Here is a 17062-nt window from a genome sequence, read left to right as displayed (position 1 = left end):
GTGGCGCCATGAACGTGCTGTCAGCCATCGATACCGAAGAGCTACCCGTCACCGCTCTTGACGGCGACGAGCTCTGGTACAAGGACGCGATCATCTATCAGTTGCACGTCAAGGCCTTTGCCGACAGCAACAATGACGGCATCGGCGATTTTGCTGGCCTGACCGAGAAGCTCGGGTATTTACAGGATCTCGGCGTCACCACGTTGTGGCTGCTGCCGTTCTACCCCTCGCCCGGGCGCGATGACGGCTATGACATTTCCGATTATGGCTCCGTCAATCCCGATTTCGGGACGATGAAGGATTTCAAGCGCTTCATCCAGGAGGCGAAGAAGCGGGGCTTGCGGGTGATCACCGAACTCGTGATCAACCATACTTCCGACCAGCATCAATGGTTCAAGCGCGCCCGGCGCAGCCATCCCAATTCGAGCGCGCGCAACTGGTATGTGTGGAGCGACACCGATCAGAAATATACGGGCACGCGCATCATCTTCACCGATACCGAGAAATCGAACTGGACCTGGGATCCGGAAGCCGGCCAGTTTTACTGGCATCGTTTCTTCTCGCACCAGCCCGATCTCAACTTTGACAATCCACGCGTGGTCAGCGCCATCATGCAGGTGATGAAGCGCTGGCTCGATGCGGGCGTTGACGGATTCCGGCTCGACGCTATTCCTTATCTGTGCGAGCGCGAAGGCACCAACAACGAGAACCTGCCCGAGACCCACGCCATCATCAAGCGCCTGAGGGTCGAGCTCGACGCTTATTCCAAGAACAAGGTGTTCCTGGCGGAGGCCAATCAATGGCCGGAGGACGTCCAGGAGTATTTCGGCCAGGGCGACGAGTGCCACATGGCCTATCACTTCCCGCTGATGCCTCGCATCTACATGGCGATTGCGCAGGAAGACCGCTTTCCCATCACCGACATCCTGCGCCAGACGCCGGATATCCCGCCGAACTGCCAATGGGCGCTGTTCCTGCGTAACCATGACGAGCTGACGCTGGAAATGGTCACGGACGTCGAGCGCGACTATCTGTGGTCGACCTACGCGCATGACCCCCGCGCGCGCATCAATCTCGGCATCCGCCGGCGGCTTGCGCCGCTGATGGACAATGACCGGCGCAAGATCGAGCTGATGAACTCGCTTCTGTTCTCGTTTCCGGGCACGCCGATCATCTATTACGGCGACGAGATCGGGATGGGCGACAACATCTATCTAGGCGACCGCAACGGCGTGCGCACGCCGATGCAGTGGAGTCCCGACCGCAATGGCGGCTTCTCGCGTTGCGACCCCGCGCGGCTTTATGCACCGCTGATCATGGACCCGGTCTACGGCTATGAGGCGGTCAATGTCGAGGCGCAGTCGCGCAGCCTGTCCTCACTGTTATCCGCCACCAAACGACTGATCTCGGTGCGCAAATCGACGCTGGCCTTCGGCCGCGGCAGCATGACCTTCATCCGCCCGACCAATCGCGCGGTGCTGGCCTATGTCAGGCAGTACAAGGACGAGGTCATTCTCTGCGTCGCCAACCTCTCGCGCGCGGCGCAGGCGACCGAGCTCGACCTGTCGCCCTGGAAGGAGCGCATTCCGCTGGAAATGCTCGGCCGCACGCGCTTTCCGGCAATCGGCGAACTGCCTTACATGGTTACGCTCGCGCCCTACGGCTTCTATTGGTTCCAGCTGCAGGAGCGCGACAAATCGGAGCCGCCGCCGCCGCGCGCGCTGCCCGAATTCGAGACGCTGGTGGTGCCGGTCAATTCGACCTGGGTGTCGCTCGCCCGCACGCGCGGCGTATTCGAGCGCGACGTGCTGCCGGGGCACTTGGCGCGGACGCGCTGGTTCCCCGAGCGCGACCCGAAGCAAATCCACCCTCACGTGACGTCCGCGGTGCCGTTCTGCGACATCGGCGACAATCGCCCCTGGCTCGCATTCTTCGAGACTACGCTACACGGCATCACCAGCCGCTACGTACTGCCCATGCAGATCGAATGGGTGCGCTTCGATCGCGAGCGCTATAATCCCAAGGCGTTGGCGGCCGTGCGCCAGGGCGCGCGCGAAGGCACGCTGCTCGATGTTGCGAGCGATCATATCTTCATCGCCCTGTTCCTGCGCAATTTGCGGCAGCACCTTGTAGTCGACGAGAACGGCCTGAGACTGGAATTCCGGCCGACCAGCAAGTTTTCGGACCGGCCGATCCACCAGCCCCACAGCGTTCGCGCGGTCGAGACCGAACAGTCCAACTCCACCGCCCTGGTCGACAACGACTACGTCGTGAAGATCTATCGCAAGCTGGAGCCTGGCATTAATCCCGAGATCGAGGTCGGCCGCTTCCTCACCGAAGTCGCGGGCTTTGCCAACACCCCGGCGCTGCTCGGGAGCTGCGAATTCACCGAAGGCGATCAGCACAGCGCGATCGGCGTGGTCCATGCCTTCGTGCAGAACCAGGGCGATGGCTGGACCGTGACGTCGGCCTATCTCGATCGCTTCGTCGACGAGCAGCGCGTGCTGGCCGCGAGCGAGCATCCCAGTGAAAGCGAACAACTGCCGCCCTATCTGCGCCTGATCTCGCAAACCGGGCGGCGGGTCGCCGAGATGCACCTGGCGCTTGCGAGCAATTCCGAGCTTGCCGACTTTGTGCCTGAGCCGACCCGGCCGGAGGATACCGAGCGCTGGATCGCCGACGTCATGACGCGGGTCGAGCGCGTATTCGACACGCTGAAGCAGCGCCGCGATAGCCTCAAGGAGGCCGATCGTCCGCTGGTCGATCAACTGCTCGCGCAGCACCCCAGGCTGGAAGACCAGCTCCGGGCCCTGTTGCCGCCCGACATCGACGGGCTCAACATCCGCCATCACGGCGATTTTCATCTGGGCCAGATGCTGATCGTCAAGGACGATATCTTCATCATCGATTTCGAAGGAGAGCCGCGCCGGTCGTTGATCGAACGGCGGCGCAAGGCCCCGGCCGCGCGCGACGTCGCGGGCCTGATCCGCTCCATCGACTATTCGGTGACGGCCGCGCTCGAGCGCGCGCTGAAGGTGGCGGCGGACGAACAGGGCAAACTGGCCGCGGCGCTGGCCGATTGGCGCGACCGCTCGACCGCCGCCTTCATAGCCGGTTACCGCGAGATCATGACCAACCAGCGGCTGTGGCCGGCCGATCCGCGCGCCGCGCAAGAGCTCTTGAACTTCTTCCTGCTGGAAAAAGCGTTCTACGAGATCGAATATGAGCTGTCGCACCGGCCGGAATGGCTGCGCGTCCCGCTCACCGGAGCCATTCGCATCTTGACCCCCGAACCCGTCCACGAGGCCTCATGAACAAGCTCTCCGCGGAGGCCTACGCCATCATCGAAGGCCGCCACTCCGATCCGTTCCGCTACCTCGGCCTGCACAAGGAAGGCGACAAGACCGTGGTGCGCGCCTTCCTGCCCGAAGCCTCCAAAGTCGAGGCGATCGGCGAGCGCGGCGACGTCGCATCGCTCGCCCGCATTCATGACGCCGGCTTGTTTGCAGGCGCGCTGCCGAACGGCCCAGAACGCTATCAATTGCGCGCCCAGTTCGGCGACAACGTCGTCGATCTCGAAGACCCCTACCGCTTTCCTCCCGTCTTGAGCGACTTCGATCTCTATTTGCTCGGCGAAGGCACGCATCAGCGGCTCTATGACAAGCTCGGAGCCCACCCGCTCATACTTGACGACGTCGAGGGCATCGCCTTCGTGGTACTGGCGCCGAACGCGCGGCGGGTCAGCGTGGTCGGCGATTTCAATTTCTGGGACGCGCGGCGGCATCCGATGCGCGTGCGCGGCGTCGGCTACTGGGAGCTGTTCATCCCGCACGCCAAGGTCGGCGATCACTACAAGTTCGACATTGTCGGCCCGCAAGGCCAGCCGCTGCCGCTGAAGGCCGACCCGCTGGCCTTTGCGACGGAGGTGCGCCCCAAGACCGCATCGATCGTTTTTGACGAGAGCAAGATTCCGCATCCGCGTCCGCTGCCCGCGGGCATCAACGCGCTGGGCGCCCCGATCTCGATCTATGAGGTGCACCTGGGCTCCTGGCGCCGCAAGGGCAACAATGAGTGGCTGACCTATCGCGAACTGGCCGAGCAGCTACCCGCCTATGCCCGCGATCTCGGCTTCACACACGTCGAGTTTCTGCCCGTCAGCGAGCATCCCTTCGACGGCTCCTGGGGCTATCAGCCGACGGGCCTGTTCGCACCGACCAGCCGCTTCGGCCAGCCGCAGGACTTTGCCGCTTTGGTCGATGCCTGCCATCGCGAGGGGCTTGGCGTCTTGATCGACTGGGTGCCCGGACATTTTCCGGACGACCCGCACGGGCTCGGGCATTTCGACGGCACCGCGCTTTATGAGCACGCCAACCCGCTGCAGGGCCGGCACCTCGACTGGGGCACGTTGATCTACAATTATGGCCGCACCGAAGTGGTCAATTTTCTGGTGTCGAATGCGCTGTTCTGGCTGGAGCGCTATGGCGTCGACGGGCTTCGCGTCGACGCCGTCGCCTCCATGCTTTATCTCGACTACAGCCGCCCGGCCGGAGCCTGGATTCCCAATAAATATGGCGGCAGAGAAAATCTCGAGGCCATCGAGTTCCTGCGCCGCTTCAATACCGAAGTGTTCGCCCGTTTTCCGCACGCCACCACGGCGGCCGAAGAATCCACGGCCTGGCCACAGGTGTCGCGCCCGGTCGAATTCGGCGGCTTGGGCTTCGGCTACAAGTGGAACATGGGGTGGATGCACGACACGCTGCGCTACATCGGCAAGGATCCGATCTATCGCAGACATCACCATGGCGACATCCTGTTCGGCCTGCACTACGCCTTCTCGGAAAATTTCATCCTGCCGCTGTCGCATGACGAGGTCGTCCACGGCAAACGCTCGATCCTGGGACGCATGCCCGGCGACGAGTGGCGGCGCTTTGCGAACCTGCGCGCCTATTACAGCTTCATGTTCGGCCATCCCGGCAAGAAGCTGATGTTCATGGGCTGCGAATTTGGCCAGGAACGCGAATGGGCGCATGAACATTCGCTCGACTGGCACCTGCTCGAGCAGAAGAAATACGCCGGCATCCAGTCGCTGGTCCGCGATCTCAACCGGCTCTATCGCGCACTGCCCGCGCTACACGAGCTGGATTGCGATCCCGCAGGCTTCGAATGGCTGATCACGGATGACGCCGACAACAACGTGTTTGCCTGGATGCGCAAGGGCAATGAGGCGCGGGCGCGTTGCCTGGTCATGGTGAATTTCTCGCCAAATGTCTATTATAATTACCGCGTCCGCGTGCCGTTTGCCGGCAAGTGGTACGAGGTTTTCAATTCGGACTCGGCGCATTACGGCGGCAGCAATGTCGGAAATATCGGTGAGGTTCTCGCTTCAGAGGAGCTCGTACCCGAGCTCAGCCTCACGATCCCGCCGCTGGCAGCGATATTCCTGGTACCGGAAAACTAAAACATGCGATTGAGCGCCGGAACCCATGCCCGCCTCGGTGCAAGCTGGGACGGCCGGGGCACCAATTTTGCCTTGTTCTCCGCCAACGCCACCAAGGTCGAACTATGCCTCTTCGACAGCCAGGGCCGTCGCGAGCTTGAACGTATCGAATTGCCCGAACGCACCGAGGATGTCTGGCACTGCTATCTCAACGACGTTTCGCCGGGACAGCTTTACGGCTATCGCGTTCACGGCCCCTATGAGCCGGAGCATGGGCATCGCTTCAATCCCAACAAGCTCCTGCTCGATCCCTACGCCAAGCGCCTCGCAGGCAGGCTGGTGTGGAGTGACGCGCATTTCGGCTACCGCACCGGGAGCCCGCGCGAGGACCTTTCCTTCGACCGTCGTGACAATGCGCGCGGCATGCCGAAGGCCGTCGTGGCGGACGAGACCTTCAACTGGGGCCGTCGCGAAATCCGCCCGAGCATTCCCTGGGAGGAGACCATCATCTATGAGGCGCACGTCAAGGGACTGACGCAGAAGCGCGAAGATGTGGCGCCCAATCTGCGCGGCACCTATGGCGGCCTGTCATCGCCAGCTGTGATTGCGCATCTGAAGCGGCTCGGCGTCACCACGATCGAGCTGTTGCCGATCCACGGCTTCATCGACGATCGGGCGCTGGTGGAGCGGAAGCTTGCCAATTACTGGGGCTACAACACGCTCGCCTTCTTCGCGCCGGAGCCGCGCTATGCGCAGGACAATGCGCTCGATGCCTTTCGCACCACAGTGGCGCGCCTGCACGATGCCGGCATCGAGGTGATGCTCGACGTCGTCTATAATCACACCGCGGAGGGCAATCACCTCGGCCCCACGCTCTGCTTCCGCGGCATCGACAATGCCTCGTATTATTGGCTGATGCCGGACAACCCGCGCTATTATGACGACTTCACCGGCTGCGGCTCATCGGTGAATCTCAGTCATCCGCGCGTGCTGCAAATGGTGATGGACTCGCTCCGTTACTGGGTCGAGGTTTGCCATGTCGACGGCTTCCGCTTCGATCTTGCCACGACGCTGTGCCGCGGCCCGAACGGCTTCGATCGCCGCTCTTCCTTTCTGACTGCGGTGCGCCAGGACCCGGTGCTGGCAAGTGTAAAGCTCGTTGCCGAGCCGTGGGACCTTGGGCTCGGCGGCTACCAGGTGGGCGCATTTCCCTCGCAATGGTCGGAATGGAACGACCGCTATCGCAGCGCGATGCGGCGTTACTGGAGCGGCGAAGGCAGCCTGATCGGGGAGATCTCGGGACGCATGACCGGCTCCTCCGACCTGTTCAATCACGATGGCCGCGTGCCGCGCGCGAGCATCAATCACATCACCGTCCACGACGGTTTCACCTTGGCCGATTTGTTCAGCTACAACCAGAAGCACAATGAGGCCAATGGCGAGGACAACCGCGACGGCTCCAACGACAACCACAGCAATAATTGCGGCGTCGAAGGGCCGACCGACGATCCCGACATCCTCGCGCTACGGCGCCAGCTTCGCAAGAACCAGCTAACCTGCCTCTTTATGGCGCAAGGCGTGCCTCTCATCTTAGCAGGCGACGAGGTCGGCAACACCCAGTTCGGCAACAACAATGCCTATTGCCAGGACAATGAGGTGGGCTGGGTATTGTGGGATGGGCTCGGCCGCGAAGGTGACGATCTGATAGATTTCGTCGGCCACATGACCGAGTTGCGCCGCCGCTTTCCGCAGTTGCGCAACCGGCGCTGGCTCGACGGGCGGCGCTCCGATGGCTCCTTCGGCGTGTTGTGGCTGCGGCCGGACGCCGAAGAAATGAAGGAGGAAGACTGGAAGTTTCCCGAAGGGCGTTTTCTCGCCTATGTGCTCGGTCCTTTGGAACAAGGACGGCCGCCGATCTTTATCGTTTTGAATGCCGCCCTCGAAGAGATCGCCTTCAAGCTACCGACGATGACCGAATACAAGAGCTGGCGACAGGTCCTCAACACAACCGAGGCTAAACAAACCCCGGCCGATTTTGTCGCGGGCGCCGATCACAAGGCGCCACCCCGCTCGGTGCTGGCCTTTGCGGGTTCGGCATGAGGGCGCGGCAATTTGGCGCCAGCCTGACCGACGCTGGGGCCATGTTTCGCCTCTGGGCGCCAGCCGCAAGGCGCGTGGACCTGATCCTGGACCAACCGCAGCCAATGCAGCGCGGCCAAGACGGCTGGTTTTCCGCCGGCGTTGCCGGACTCAAGGGCGGCACGCGCTACAAATTTCGCATCGATGACGAGATCGATGTGCCCGATCCGGCCTCCGACTTCCAGCCGGAAGACGTCAACGGGCCGAGCGAGCTGATCGACCACAATCGCTTCCAATGGAGCGCAAGCGACTGGCGTGGACGCCCCTGGCACGAGGTTGTTCTACTGGAAAGCCATGTCGGCACCTTCACACGCGAAGGCAGCTATCGCGCCATGATCGGCAAGCTCGACCACCTCGTCGAGACCGGCATCACCGCGCTCGAGCTGATGCCGCTCGCCGATTTCGCGGGACAGCGCAACTGGGGCTATGACGGCGTGCTGTGGTACGCCCCCGACAGCGCCTACGGCCACCCCGACGATCTCAAGGCGCTGATCGATGCCGCACATCAGCGCGGATTGATGATGTTTCTTGACGTGGTCTATAACCATTTCGGCCCGGAGGGGAATTATCTCGGCCGCTATGCACCGAGCTTCTTCACCGACGCGCATACGCCTTGGGGTAGCGCGATCGACTATCGCGTGTCGGAGGTGCGCGCCTTTGCCATCGAGAACGCGCTGCATTGGCTGCGCGACTATCGCTTCGACGGCTTGCGGCTGGATGCCATCAACCAGATCCTCACCGAGCCGGGCGAGGTCCCGATGCTGCATGACTTGAGCCGCGCGGCCGGCGAACTCGCCGCCGAAACCGGCCGGCACATTCATCTCGTGCTGGAGAATGGCGACAATATCGCAAGCCTGCTCGACACCGTCGAGGAGCCGCCGCGCGGCAAGTACCGCGCTCAATGGAACGACGATTATCACCATGTCTGGCATGTGCTCTTGACCGGCGAATCCCACGGCTACTACGGCGACTATCAGCGTTCGCCGCTCGCCGACATGGCGCGCTCGCTTGCTTCCGGCTTTGTCTATCAGGGTGAAGTCTCGGAGTTTTGGGGCGGCAGGCCGCGCGGCGAGCCGAGCGGCCATCTCGCTCCCACCGCCTTCGTGAATTTCCTGCAGAACCACGATCAGATCGGTAACCGGCCGCTGGGCGATCGGCTCGAGTCGCTGGCTGGCGCAAAGGGCATCGAGGCGGCGCTGACTGTAACCCTGCTCGCGCCGATGACGCCAATGCTGTTCATGGGCGAGGAATGGGGCTCGAAAGCGCCATTTCCTTTTTTCTGCGACTTTCACGGCGAACTCGCCGAGGCCGTCCGCAAGGGACGTCGCCGTGAATATGCCTGGGCCTATGCGCGCTATGGCGAAGAGGTACCCGATCCGCTCGACATCACCACCTTCCAATCCGCCGTGCTCGACTGGCAATCGCGCCACACGCCGGCAGGACAGGCGCGGCTGGCGCTGGTGCAGCGGCTGCTCAAGGTGCGCCAACGCGAGATCGCGCCGCGGCTGTCGGGCGCGAGTTTTGGCAAGGCGCAGGCGCACGACGACGGCTTGTTGATGGCGGACTGGCGCATGGGCGACGGTGCGCGCCTGCATCTCCTGGCCAACCTGTCCTCCGCCGAGATCACCCACCACGCAACACAAAGCCAGGGCTCGCCGATCTGGGGCGGCGAACCCGGCGACCGGCTCCCGCCCTGGTCGGTGTTCTGGCGTCTCGGAGGGTGACATGCCTCCCGCCATCCCGCGGGCGACCTACCGCTTGCAGCTCTCCGCCGATTTCGATTTCGCCAAGGCGGCCGACATCATCCCCTATCTGCAAGCGCTCGGCATCACGCATCTCTATGCCTCGCCCTTCATGAAGGCGCGCCACGGTTCGACCCACGGCTATGACATTGTCGATCACACCAGGCTCAACCCGGAGCTTGGCGGGGAGAAAGGCTTTGAACGGCTGAGCCGGGCGCTGAAGGCGCACGATCTCGGCCTGATCCTGGATTTCGTGCCCAATCATGTCGGGGTGCATTTTGCCGACAATCCCCGGTGGCTTGATGTGTTGGAATGGGGCGAGGCCTCGCCCTATGCGGTCTCGTTCGATATCGATTGGGAGCAACTGCCCTATCGCGCACGCGGCGGGGTCCTCATTCCGATCCTCGGCTCCGCTTATGGAGAGGCGCTGGAAGCCGGCGAGATCGAGCTGCGCTATGATCCCGATGAAGGCAGCTTTTCCTGCTGGTATTTCGAACACCGCCTGCCGATTGCGCCAGAACGCTATGGCGAAATCTTGCGCGTGATCGTCAAGCACGCGGAGGCAGACAACAGCGAATCGGGCAGGCGCATGCTCGAGCTTGGCTCGCGCTACCGGGGCCTCCGTCATCCCAACCGCAAGGAAGCGCCCGCCTTCAAGGCGGAGCTGAGAGGCATCGAAGGCTCCGCCGACATCATCGCCCGCGGCGTTTCCGCCTATGGTGCAGGTCCCGGTCGCACAGCGCAAACGCTCGCCCTGCACCATCTGCTCGAACGCCAGCATTACAAGCTCGGCCATTGGCGGCTCGCTTCGAGCGACATCAACTATCGGCGGTTCTTCGATATCAACACGCTCGCCGGCCTGCGCGTCGAAGATGCCGGCACGTTTGAGGCCATCCACCGCCTGGTCAAGCGCCTGGTCGCTGAGGACAAGCTGCAGGGCATTCGGCTGGACCATATCGACGGCCTGCGCGATCCCGCGCAATATTGCCAGAGGCTGCGTCGCCTGATCCGCGAAGCGCAGGGAAAGCACACTGCGCCCCTCTATGTCGTGATCGAAAAGATCCTTGGCGAGGGTGAGCAGGTGCCCGCCTTCTCCGGCGTGCATGGCACGACCGGCTATGAATGGATGAACGCCATCACGCAGGTGCTGATCGAGGCCAACGGATTGCGATCGCTCGACGAGATCTGGCGCCAGATCAGCAACACCCCGCCGAGGCTCGATCCGGTGTTGAAGCAAGCCAAGCGGCGCGTGCTCGAAACCTTGTTGACCAGCGAATTTATCGTGCTGTCGCGCCTGCTTGCCAGGATTGCCAACGGTCATTATTCGACCCGCGACTATTCTGCAGACAGCCTGCGGCAGGCGCTGGAGCTCTACATCCTGCATTTCCCCGTCTACCGCACCTACATCACCGTGCCGGGCCCGACCGCACACGACCGAGCGCTGATCGACCGGACGATCGAGCTGGCGCGCGCGGACTGGTTTGCCGCCGATGACGGCATCTTCGATTTTCTGCGCGATACCATCACCATGGACCTGCTCAAGCCGGGGCGGCCGGCGCACAGCGCGCTGCGCGTGCGCCGCTTTGCCCTGAAGCTGCAACAGTTCACCGGTCCGGTGATGGCGAAGTCGCTCGAAGACACGGGCTTCTATCGCTACCATCGCCTGCTGGCACTCAACGAGGTCGGGGGCAATCCTGCCTCAAACGGGCTCTCGATCCCGGCATTTCACGCGATGATGTCGGCGCGCAACGAGCAATGGCCGCATGGAATGACGGCCACGGCAACGCACGATACCAAGCGCGGCGAGGATGCGCGAGCGCGATTGGTCGCGCTCACCGAAATTGCCGATGAATGGGCGGCGATCGTGGGCCGATGGAAGGTTTTGAACGCGCAGCACCTTTTCATCACGGGCGAGATGCGCGCGCCTTCGGTCACCGCGGAATACATGGTCTACCAGTCCCTTCTCGGCGCCTGGCCGGTGACTGGCCACGATCCGACCTTCCTGGAGCGCTTCCAGGCCTATGCGTTGAAGGCGGCGCGCGAGGGCAAGCAGGAGACGAGCTGGCTCAATCCCAACGCGGCCTATGAGGCGGGATTGCGAGACTTCATCGCACGCGTTCTCGATCCCTCCATCTCAGGCGAATTCTTGAGCGCGCTGGACGCGGTGGCCCAGCGGCTTGCGCTGCTCGGGGCACTCAATTCCTTGAGCCAGCTTTCGCTGAAAGCGACGCTGCCGGGCGTACCCGATTTCTACCAGGGCACCGAGCTCTGGGACTTTTCCCTGGTCGATCCCGACAACCGCAGGCCCGTCAATTTTGCCGCGCGCGAGGAGCTCCTGGCCATGATCGAAAGGCCTGACTGGGGCGGCCTTGCGGAAAAGTGGCGAAGCGGCGAGGTCAAATTCGCCTGGACACGGTATCTATTGAAATTGCGAAACGAACTCGCCGACGTTTTCACGCATGGTGATTATCGGCCGCTCGATGTCACAGGCCGTGATCGCAATCACGTTATTGCCTTTGCGCGACGCCGCGGCCGCGATGCGGCAATCACCGTGGCAGCAAGATCATTCGCACCATTCACGCAAGACGGCCGTACCTGGCCGCGCGCCGAACAGTTTGAGGGCAGCATCGATCTGCGTGGTTTGAGGCTCGAAGGCGCACAGGCGCGCAGCGGCGAGATCAGCCTCTCCTCGCTGTTTGTGCATTTTCCTGCCGCCGTCCTGAAAGCGCGAAGCGAAGCGCCGACCAAACGAATTCGACAGCGCGCGAGTGCCTGAAAAGCGAAAGGCCGTCCGGGATCGAACGGCCGGACGGCCCGGCGGATCTCGTGCCGACTCCAGGTCGGTTCCCTCCCTCCGCGCGTACTTCAGTATTTTGAGAGTTGGTTAACGACAAGTTAATGCCGGCGCGGAGCGACGATTTACACAGACTTCATTGCTGCAACGCGGCGAGATGAGGGTGTGATCGGAAGACCGTCGCGCCAGTGCGACGAAGCGAAGCGTTCGCGCGCAGAAGATGCTCAGCTCTTCTTGCCCAGAAGCAACTGTCCGCGATTGCGAATCGCAGCCTGCGCGACCTCGGCAAATCGCTGCAGCAGCCAGGGCAACATCACTTCCAGCCGAACTTGATCATCGGTGACATCGACCTGGCCTGAAGCGGTTTGCCCGAGCGCGCGCACACGAAAGAACATGCGGTTCTCCTCCCAGCGTTCTTCATCGACCTTCAGAACAGGCACGCTCGCAGCCGCACGCGTCAATCCGCCCTTGAGGCGGCGCGTTGCCTCCTCGCGGCCGAGCTGATGCGGAATCGAGACGACGAGCGGTGCGGACATCTCGGTGAAGTCCTTGCAACGCCCATCGATGTAATTGCCCACGGCTCGAAATAAAGATCACGGCGCGAATTATCGCATCGCAACACCGGAACCTTCAACTTTGGAATCGGTTTTCCGCCCGAGGCGCTCGCTCAACGGCGAGCTCGAGGAGGTGTTTATGTCGATTGGAACGATTGTCCTGATTATTCTCATCATCGCCTTGCTCGGCGGATTCTCCGGCGTCGGCGGCGGACCGTTCTATGGCACCGGCTATTACGGCGGCGGCGGACTCGGGCTCGTCATCATCATCCTGCTGATCCTGATTTTGTTGGGCAGGATTTAGAGCTCACTCCTTTTTCCCAGGCTGGATGGCCCGCGAAAGCGGGTGATCCAGTATTCCGCAGAGCCGCGGCGGTCCGCCTTCGCGGAGGATGACGGGCGAGTGCGCCGCAATCAGCCTGCCTTCTTCTTTGCGAGCTTCGCGATCGCCGCCTTGATCGAGTACGCCGCGTCATCGTAGCCCTGCCACGCTTTGCTTTTCGCAAGCAGCGTCGGCACAGTGCGCATGGTGAAGCGCTTCGGATCGAGATCGGCTTTCACCTGCGTCCACGTCAGCGGCATCGAGACGGTGGCGCCCACGCGCGCCCGCGGCGATAGTGGCGCGACCGCGGTCGACATGCGGTCGTTGCGCAGGTAGTCCAAAAAAATCTTTCCCTTGCGCAGCCGCTTCGACATGTTGAGGAGGTAGCGCTCCGGCGCGTCGCTCGCCATCCACCGGCAGATGCCCTGCGCGAAGGACTTTGCTTCTTTCCAGCTCACCTTGTCCTTGGCGCCGTGGAGCAGCGGCACCACGACGTGCAGGCCCTTGCCGCCGGTTGTTTTGCAGAAGCTCTCCATGCCGACATCGGCGAGGCGCTGCCGCATCTCCCTGGCGCCCGCAACCACCTCAGTGAAGTCGACGTCAGGCGCCGGATCGAGATCGAACACCAGGCGCCCGGGCGTATCGTACGCATAAGGCGCGCAATTCCAGGGATGCAGCTCAAGTCCGCCAATCTGCGCCACAGCGGCAAGTCCTTCGATCCGGTCGATCTGCAAATATGGCTTGCGATCGCCCGAGACTTTGGCGAGGTCCAGATATTTCGGCGTTCCCTGCATCGCGTGCCGCTGGAAGAAGCATTCGCCGGTGATGCCGTCGGGACCGCGGATGATCGAGCAGGGCCGGCCCTTGATGTGAGGCATCAGCCAGTCGCCGACCGCTTCGAAATAGCGGGCCAGATCGAGCTTGGTGATTGGCTCGCCATCGCCGCCGTCGGGCCAGAACTCCTTGTCGGGCTTCGAGATCACAACGCCCATCACTTCGGAGCCGTTGCGCTCCGGCCGCGCGGTGCGCTGCGGCGAAGCCGTGCTTGCGCGCGCAACCGGCCTGGCGACCTTGGTCATCACGGGCTCTTCCGCCTTGACCTCGCTCGCCGGCTTGTCCTGCCGCAAGCCCTTAAACGACGCCTGCCGGATATTGCCGTCGCCGGTCCAACCTGCGAATTCGATTTCGGCAACGAGCTCGGGTGTCAGCCAATGCACCTCGCGCGTCTTGCGCGGCGCGTTCTTGCCACTGAACGGATTCTCATCGGACTGCGCTTTTTTGAGCGCCGGCATGATCCGCCGCACCGTATCCTGTCCAAAGCCGGTGCCGACCGTTCCGACATAGGCAAGATGGCCGTCGCGATAGGCGCCGGCGAGCAGCGAGCGGAATTTGCCGTTGGTCGTCTTGTAGCCACCGAGGACGACCTCATGCCCCGGCCGCGTCTTCGTCTTGGTCCAGCTTTCCGAGCGGCCGGAACGATAGGGCGCGCTGAGCTTCTTGGAGATGATCCCTTCCATCGCGAGCTTTCGCGCCGACTCCATCACCGCCTCGCCGTCTGCCTCGAAATGCTCGACATAGCGGATGCATTTCGCCTTGCCCCGCTGCGCGTCAAGGACCTGCTTGAGCCGCGCCTTGCGCTCGGAGAGCGGCAGGCGCCGCAAGTCCATGCCCTCCGCGAACAGCAGATCGAAGGCAAAAAAGATCAGCTTGTCGGTTTTGCCGTCCGCGATTGCGGCTTGCAACGCGGAGAAATTCGGCACGCCTTTGGCATCGAGTGCAACGATCTCGCCATCGATCATCACATCGGGCAGCGCGCTTGCCTCCTTGGCGATCGAGGCAAACTTGTCGGTCCAGTCCAGTCCCTTGCGCGTCTTCAGAGTGGCCTCGCGGTTCTCGACCCGCAACTGCACCCGATAACCGTCGAACTTGATCTCATGGCCCCATCCGTCTCCGCTGGGCGGATGCTCCACCGAGGTGCACAGCTCCGGTGCCACGAAGTCGGGCATTAACGAGACCTTCCTGGCCTTCGCGGACGCCTTGGTTGTGGGACGGGCAGCGGCACCATCGCCGCGATTGGAATGCCAGACGGCGTCGGGCTTGCCGCGGCCGTTCTTTGCCGTCATGAACGGTTTGGGCGACCTGCCCCTTCCTTCCGCGATCTCTTCCATGGTCCGGCCTGAGGCGACGGAGCGATCTTCCTCAAGAATATCGTTGGCCTCGCCTTCGCGGACAAACTCGTCCCGGTGCTTGATGAGGAGCCAGTTGGTGCGCTTGCCGCCGGTGCGGTCATGACGCATGCGCACAAGCACCCAGCTCCCATGCAGCTTATCGCCGTCGAGCGTGAACTTCAGGTCGCCCTTCTTGAAGCCGCGTGCGGGATCGTCGCCTTCCCAATAGCCGCGGTCCCAGATCATCACGGTGCCGCCGCCATATTCGCCTTTTGGAATGGTGCCTTCGAAATCGCCGTAGTCGAGCGGATGATCCTCCACCTCGACCGCCAGCCGCTTGTCATGCGGATCGAGCGAGGGCCCGCGGGTCACCGCCCAGGATTTGAAGACGCCATCGAACTCGAGCCGCAGATCATAGTGCAGCCGCGTCGCAGCATGCTTCTGGATCACAAAACGCAACCGCTTGGATGGCGAGACCGGCGTCTCGCCCGACGGCTCGGAGGTCTTCCCGAAATCCCGCTTCTTCCGATAGGTAGAGAGCTCTCTCAGCAGCACGATCGATCTCGCTGGTTCGGACGGCGCGAAACTCTATCACGCACCTATCCGGAACCAAAACCCGCAACACCCGTTGGGGTTCCTGTAACGTGCTGGAAACGTTCGGAGATTGTGAATGGCCCCCCGCGCCTATTGGAAAGGCTCGCTCAAGCTTTCGCTGGTGACCTGTCCGGTCGTCCTTTATCCGGCAACAACTGCGGTGGCAAAGACCCGCTTTCATCTCATCAACAAAGAGACGGGCAACCGGCTGAAGCAGCAGATGGTGGATTCCGAGACCGGCGACGTCGTCGAGGGCGAACAGAAGGCGCGCGGCTATGAAATCAGCAAGGGCAACTATGTCGAGATCGACAAGGAGGAGCTGGACGCCATCCAGATCGAAAGTACGCATACGATCGACATCGACAGTTTTGTACCCAAGGACGAGATCGACGAACGCTACCTCAACCATCCCTACTACATCGCCCCGGACGGAGCGGCCGGTGTCGATGCCTTTGCCGTCATTCGCGACGCCATGAAAGACCAGGACCGGGTGGCGCTTGCCCGGATCGTGCTCACTAACCGCGAGCATGTGATCGCGATCGAACCCTGCGGCAGGGGCCTGCTCGGCACGACGCTGCGCTTTCCCTACGAAATGCGCGACGCCGGCGACTATTTCGAGGGCATCAGGAATCCAAGGATCACGAAGGACATGGTCGAGCTTGCAGGACATATCCTGCGCAGCAAGGCGGCGCATTTCGATCCCTCGCAGTTCAAGGACGAGTATGAAAACGCATTGAAGACGCTGGTGCGGCGCAAGGCCGCCGGCAAACCGATCAAGCTGCCCGAGCCGGAGGAGCGGCCAAGCAATGTCATCAATCTGATGGATGCGTTGAAGCAGAGCCTGAAGGGCAGAGCCGCCGCAAAACGGCCAAGCCATGCGGCAGAACGCCGTCGCACCTCGCACCGCCGCGCGGCAAGGAAGGCACAGCGCTCGCCCGCAAGACACCGCAAGGCCGGCTAAATCGCTATTGCGAGCCAACGGGTGGGCGCGAAGCTCCCTCCGATGAAAGGCTCCGCGAAGCAATCCAGAGCCGCGATTTGGGCTCTGGATTGCTTCGCCGCTTCGCTCCTCGCAAGGACGGAGCCTACCTCTTCGACTTCCGCTTCTTCGACGTCTTCCGCTTTTTTGCGCCCTTTCGCTTTTTCGAAGACTTCTTGGGCGGCACTTTCTTGCCTTCCCGACGCGCTTCCGACAGCCCGATCGCAATCGCCTGTTTGCGGCCCTTGACCTTGCGGCCCGAACGTCCGCTTCTCAATGTGCCGGCTTTGCGTTTCTTCATCGCGCGGCCGACCTTCGCGGATGCTTTTCTGG

At 62.5% G+C, this 17062-nt stretch carries 10 protein-coding genes; 7 read left to right on the top strand and 3 right to left on the bottom strand.

Features of this window, described 5'->3' with window-relative positions; all coding sequences use genetic code 11:
• Window positions 1-8 precede the first annotated feature (8 nt).
• From treS to treY, 5 genes are read left to right on the top strand one after another with little or no spacing between them, the layout of a single operon-like run.
• A complete protein-coding gene (gene treS / locus F758_RS0102845) occupies window positions 9-3314 on the top strand; it encodes a maltose alpha-D-glucosyltransferase (RefSeq protein WP_024506426.1) in 3306 nt (1101 codons plus the stop codon).
• Window positions 3311-5458, top strand: coding sequence for a 1,4-alpha-glucan branching protein GlgB (gene glgB / locus F758_RS0102840; protein ID WP_024506425.1), 2148 nt, complete (start codon window positions 3311-3313; stop codon window positions 5456-5458). The genes treS and glgB overlap by 4 nt, the downstream gene beginning before the upstream one ends.
• 3 nt (window positions 5459-5461) lie before the next feature.
• Complete coding sequence (glgX, locus tag F758_RS0102835; protein WP_024506424.1) at window positions 5462-7537, top strand: glycogen debranching protein GlgX; 2076 nt, start codon at window positions 5462-5464, stop codon at window positions 7535-7537.
• The gene (treZ, locus tag F758_RS0102830) at window positions 7534-9300 is read left to right on the top strand and encodes a malto-oligosyltrehalose trehalohydrolase (protein WP_024506423.1); all 1767 of its coding nucleotides are present in this window, start codon (window positions 7534-7536) and stop codon (window positions 9298-9300) included. The genes glgX and treZ overlap by 4 nt, the downstream gene beginning before the upstream one ends.
• A gap of 1 nt (window position 9301) precedes the next feature.
• Window positions 9302-12094 carry a malto-oligosyltrehalose synthase gene (gene treY / locus F758_RS0102825; RefSeq protein ID WP_024506422.1) on the top strand — a complete coding sequence of 931 codons (2793 nt, stop codon included), beginning with the start codon at window positions 9302-9304 and terminating at the stop codon, window positions 12092-12094.
• 242 nt (window positions 12095-12336) lie between these two features.
• On the opposite strand, the gene F758_RS0102820 is transcribed toward treY, so the two are convergent.
• Window positions 12337-12648 (bottom strand): polyhydroxyalkanoic acid system family protein, encoded by a 312-nt coding sequence (locus F758_RS0102820; protein WP_024506421.1) that lies wholly within the window; start codon window positions 12646-12648, stop codon window positions 12337-12339.
• Window positions 12649-12805: 157 nt separating this feature from the next.
• On the opposite strand from F758_RS0102820, the gene F758_RS43200 reads away from it, so the two are divergent.
• Window positions 12806-12970, top strand: coding sequence for a DUF3309 family protein (locus F758_RS43200; RefSeq protein ID WP_084305092.1), 165 nt, complete (start codon window positions 12806-12808; stop codon window positions 12968-12970).
• 110 nt (window positions 12971-13080) lie between these two features.
• Here F758_RS43200 and ligD read toward each other — a convergent pair whose 3' ends face one another.
• Window positions 13081-15708, bottom strand: coding sequence for a DNA ligase D (gene ligD, locus F758_RS0102810; RefSeq protein ID WP_024506420.1), 2628 nt, complete (start codon window positions 15706-15708; stop codon window positions 13081-13083).
• A gap of 118 nt (window positions 15709-15826) precedes the next feature.
• Here ligD and ku point away from each other — a divergent pair, with 118 nt between their 5' ends.
• A complete protein-coding gene (gene ku / locus F758_RS0102805) occupies window positions 15827-16711 on the top strand; it encodes a non-homologous end joining protein Ku (RefSeq protein WP_024506419.1) in 885 nt (294 codons plus the stop codon).
• Window positions 16712-16835: 124 nt separating this feature from the next.
• Here ku and F758_RS51545 read toward each other — a convergent pair whose 3' ends face one another.
• On the bottom strand, window positions 16836-17030 hold the full coding sequence (locus F758_RS51545; protein WP_245286417.1) for a DUF6496 domain-containing protein: 195 nt from the start codon (window positions 17028-17030) through the stop codon (window positions 16836-16838).
• Window positions 17031-17062 lie beyond the last annotated feature (32 nt).

It is taken from the genome of Bradyrhizobium sp. ARR65 (genome assembly GCF_000472385.1).
Taxonomy (GTDB): Bacteria; Pseudomonadota; Alphaproteobacteria; order Rhizobiales; family Xanthobacteraceae; genus Bradyrhizobium.
This window is presented reverse-complemented; position numbering and strand designations above follow the sequence as displayed.

Excerpts from the sequence above, each read along its gene's own strand:
- treS (WP_024506426.1), top strand. The coding sequence starts at position 9 with ATGAACGTGCTGTCAGCCATCGATACCGAAGAGCTACCCGTCACCGCT.
- glgB (WP_024506425.1), top strand. The coding sequence starts at position 3,311 with ATGAACAAGCTCTCCGCGGAGGCCTACGCCATCATCGAAGGCCGCCAC.
- glgX (WP_024506424.1), top strand. The coding sequence starts at position 5,462 with ATGCGATTGAGCGCCGGAACCCATGCCCGCCTCGGTGCAAGCTGGGAC.
- treZ (WP_024506423.1), top strand. The coding sequence starts at position 7,534 with ATGAGGGCGCGGCAATTTGGCGCCAGCCTGACCGACGCTGGGGCCATG.
- treY (WP_024506422.1), top strand. The coding sequence starts at position 9,302 with ATGCCTCCCGCCATCCCGCGGGCGACCTACCGCTTGCAGCTCTCCGCC.
- F758_RS0102820 (WP_024506421.1), bottom strand. The coding sequence starts at position 12,648 with ATGTCCGCACCGCTCGTCGTCTCGATTCCGCATCAGCTCGGCCGCGAG.
- F758_RS43200 (WP_084305092.1), top strand. The coding sequence starts at position 12,806 with ATGTCGATTGGAACGATTGTCCTGATTATTCTCATCATCGCCTTGCTC.
- ku (WP_024506419.1), top strand. The coding sequence starts at position 15,827 with ATGGCCCCCCGCGCCTATTGGAAAGGCTCGCTCAAGCTTTCGCTGGTG.
- F758_RS51545 (WP_245286417.1), bottom strand. The coding sequence starts at position 17,030 with ATGAAGAAACGCAAAGCCGGCACATTGAGAAGCGGACGTTCGGGCCGC.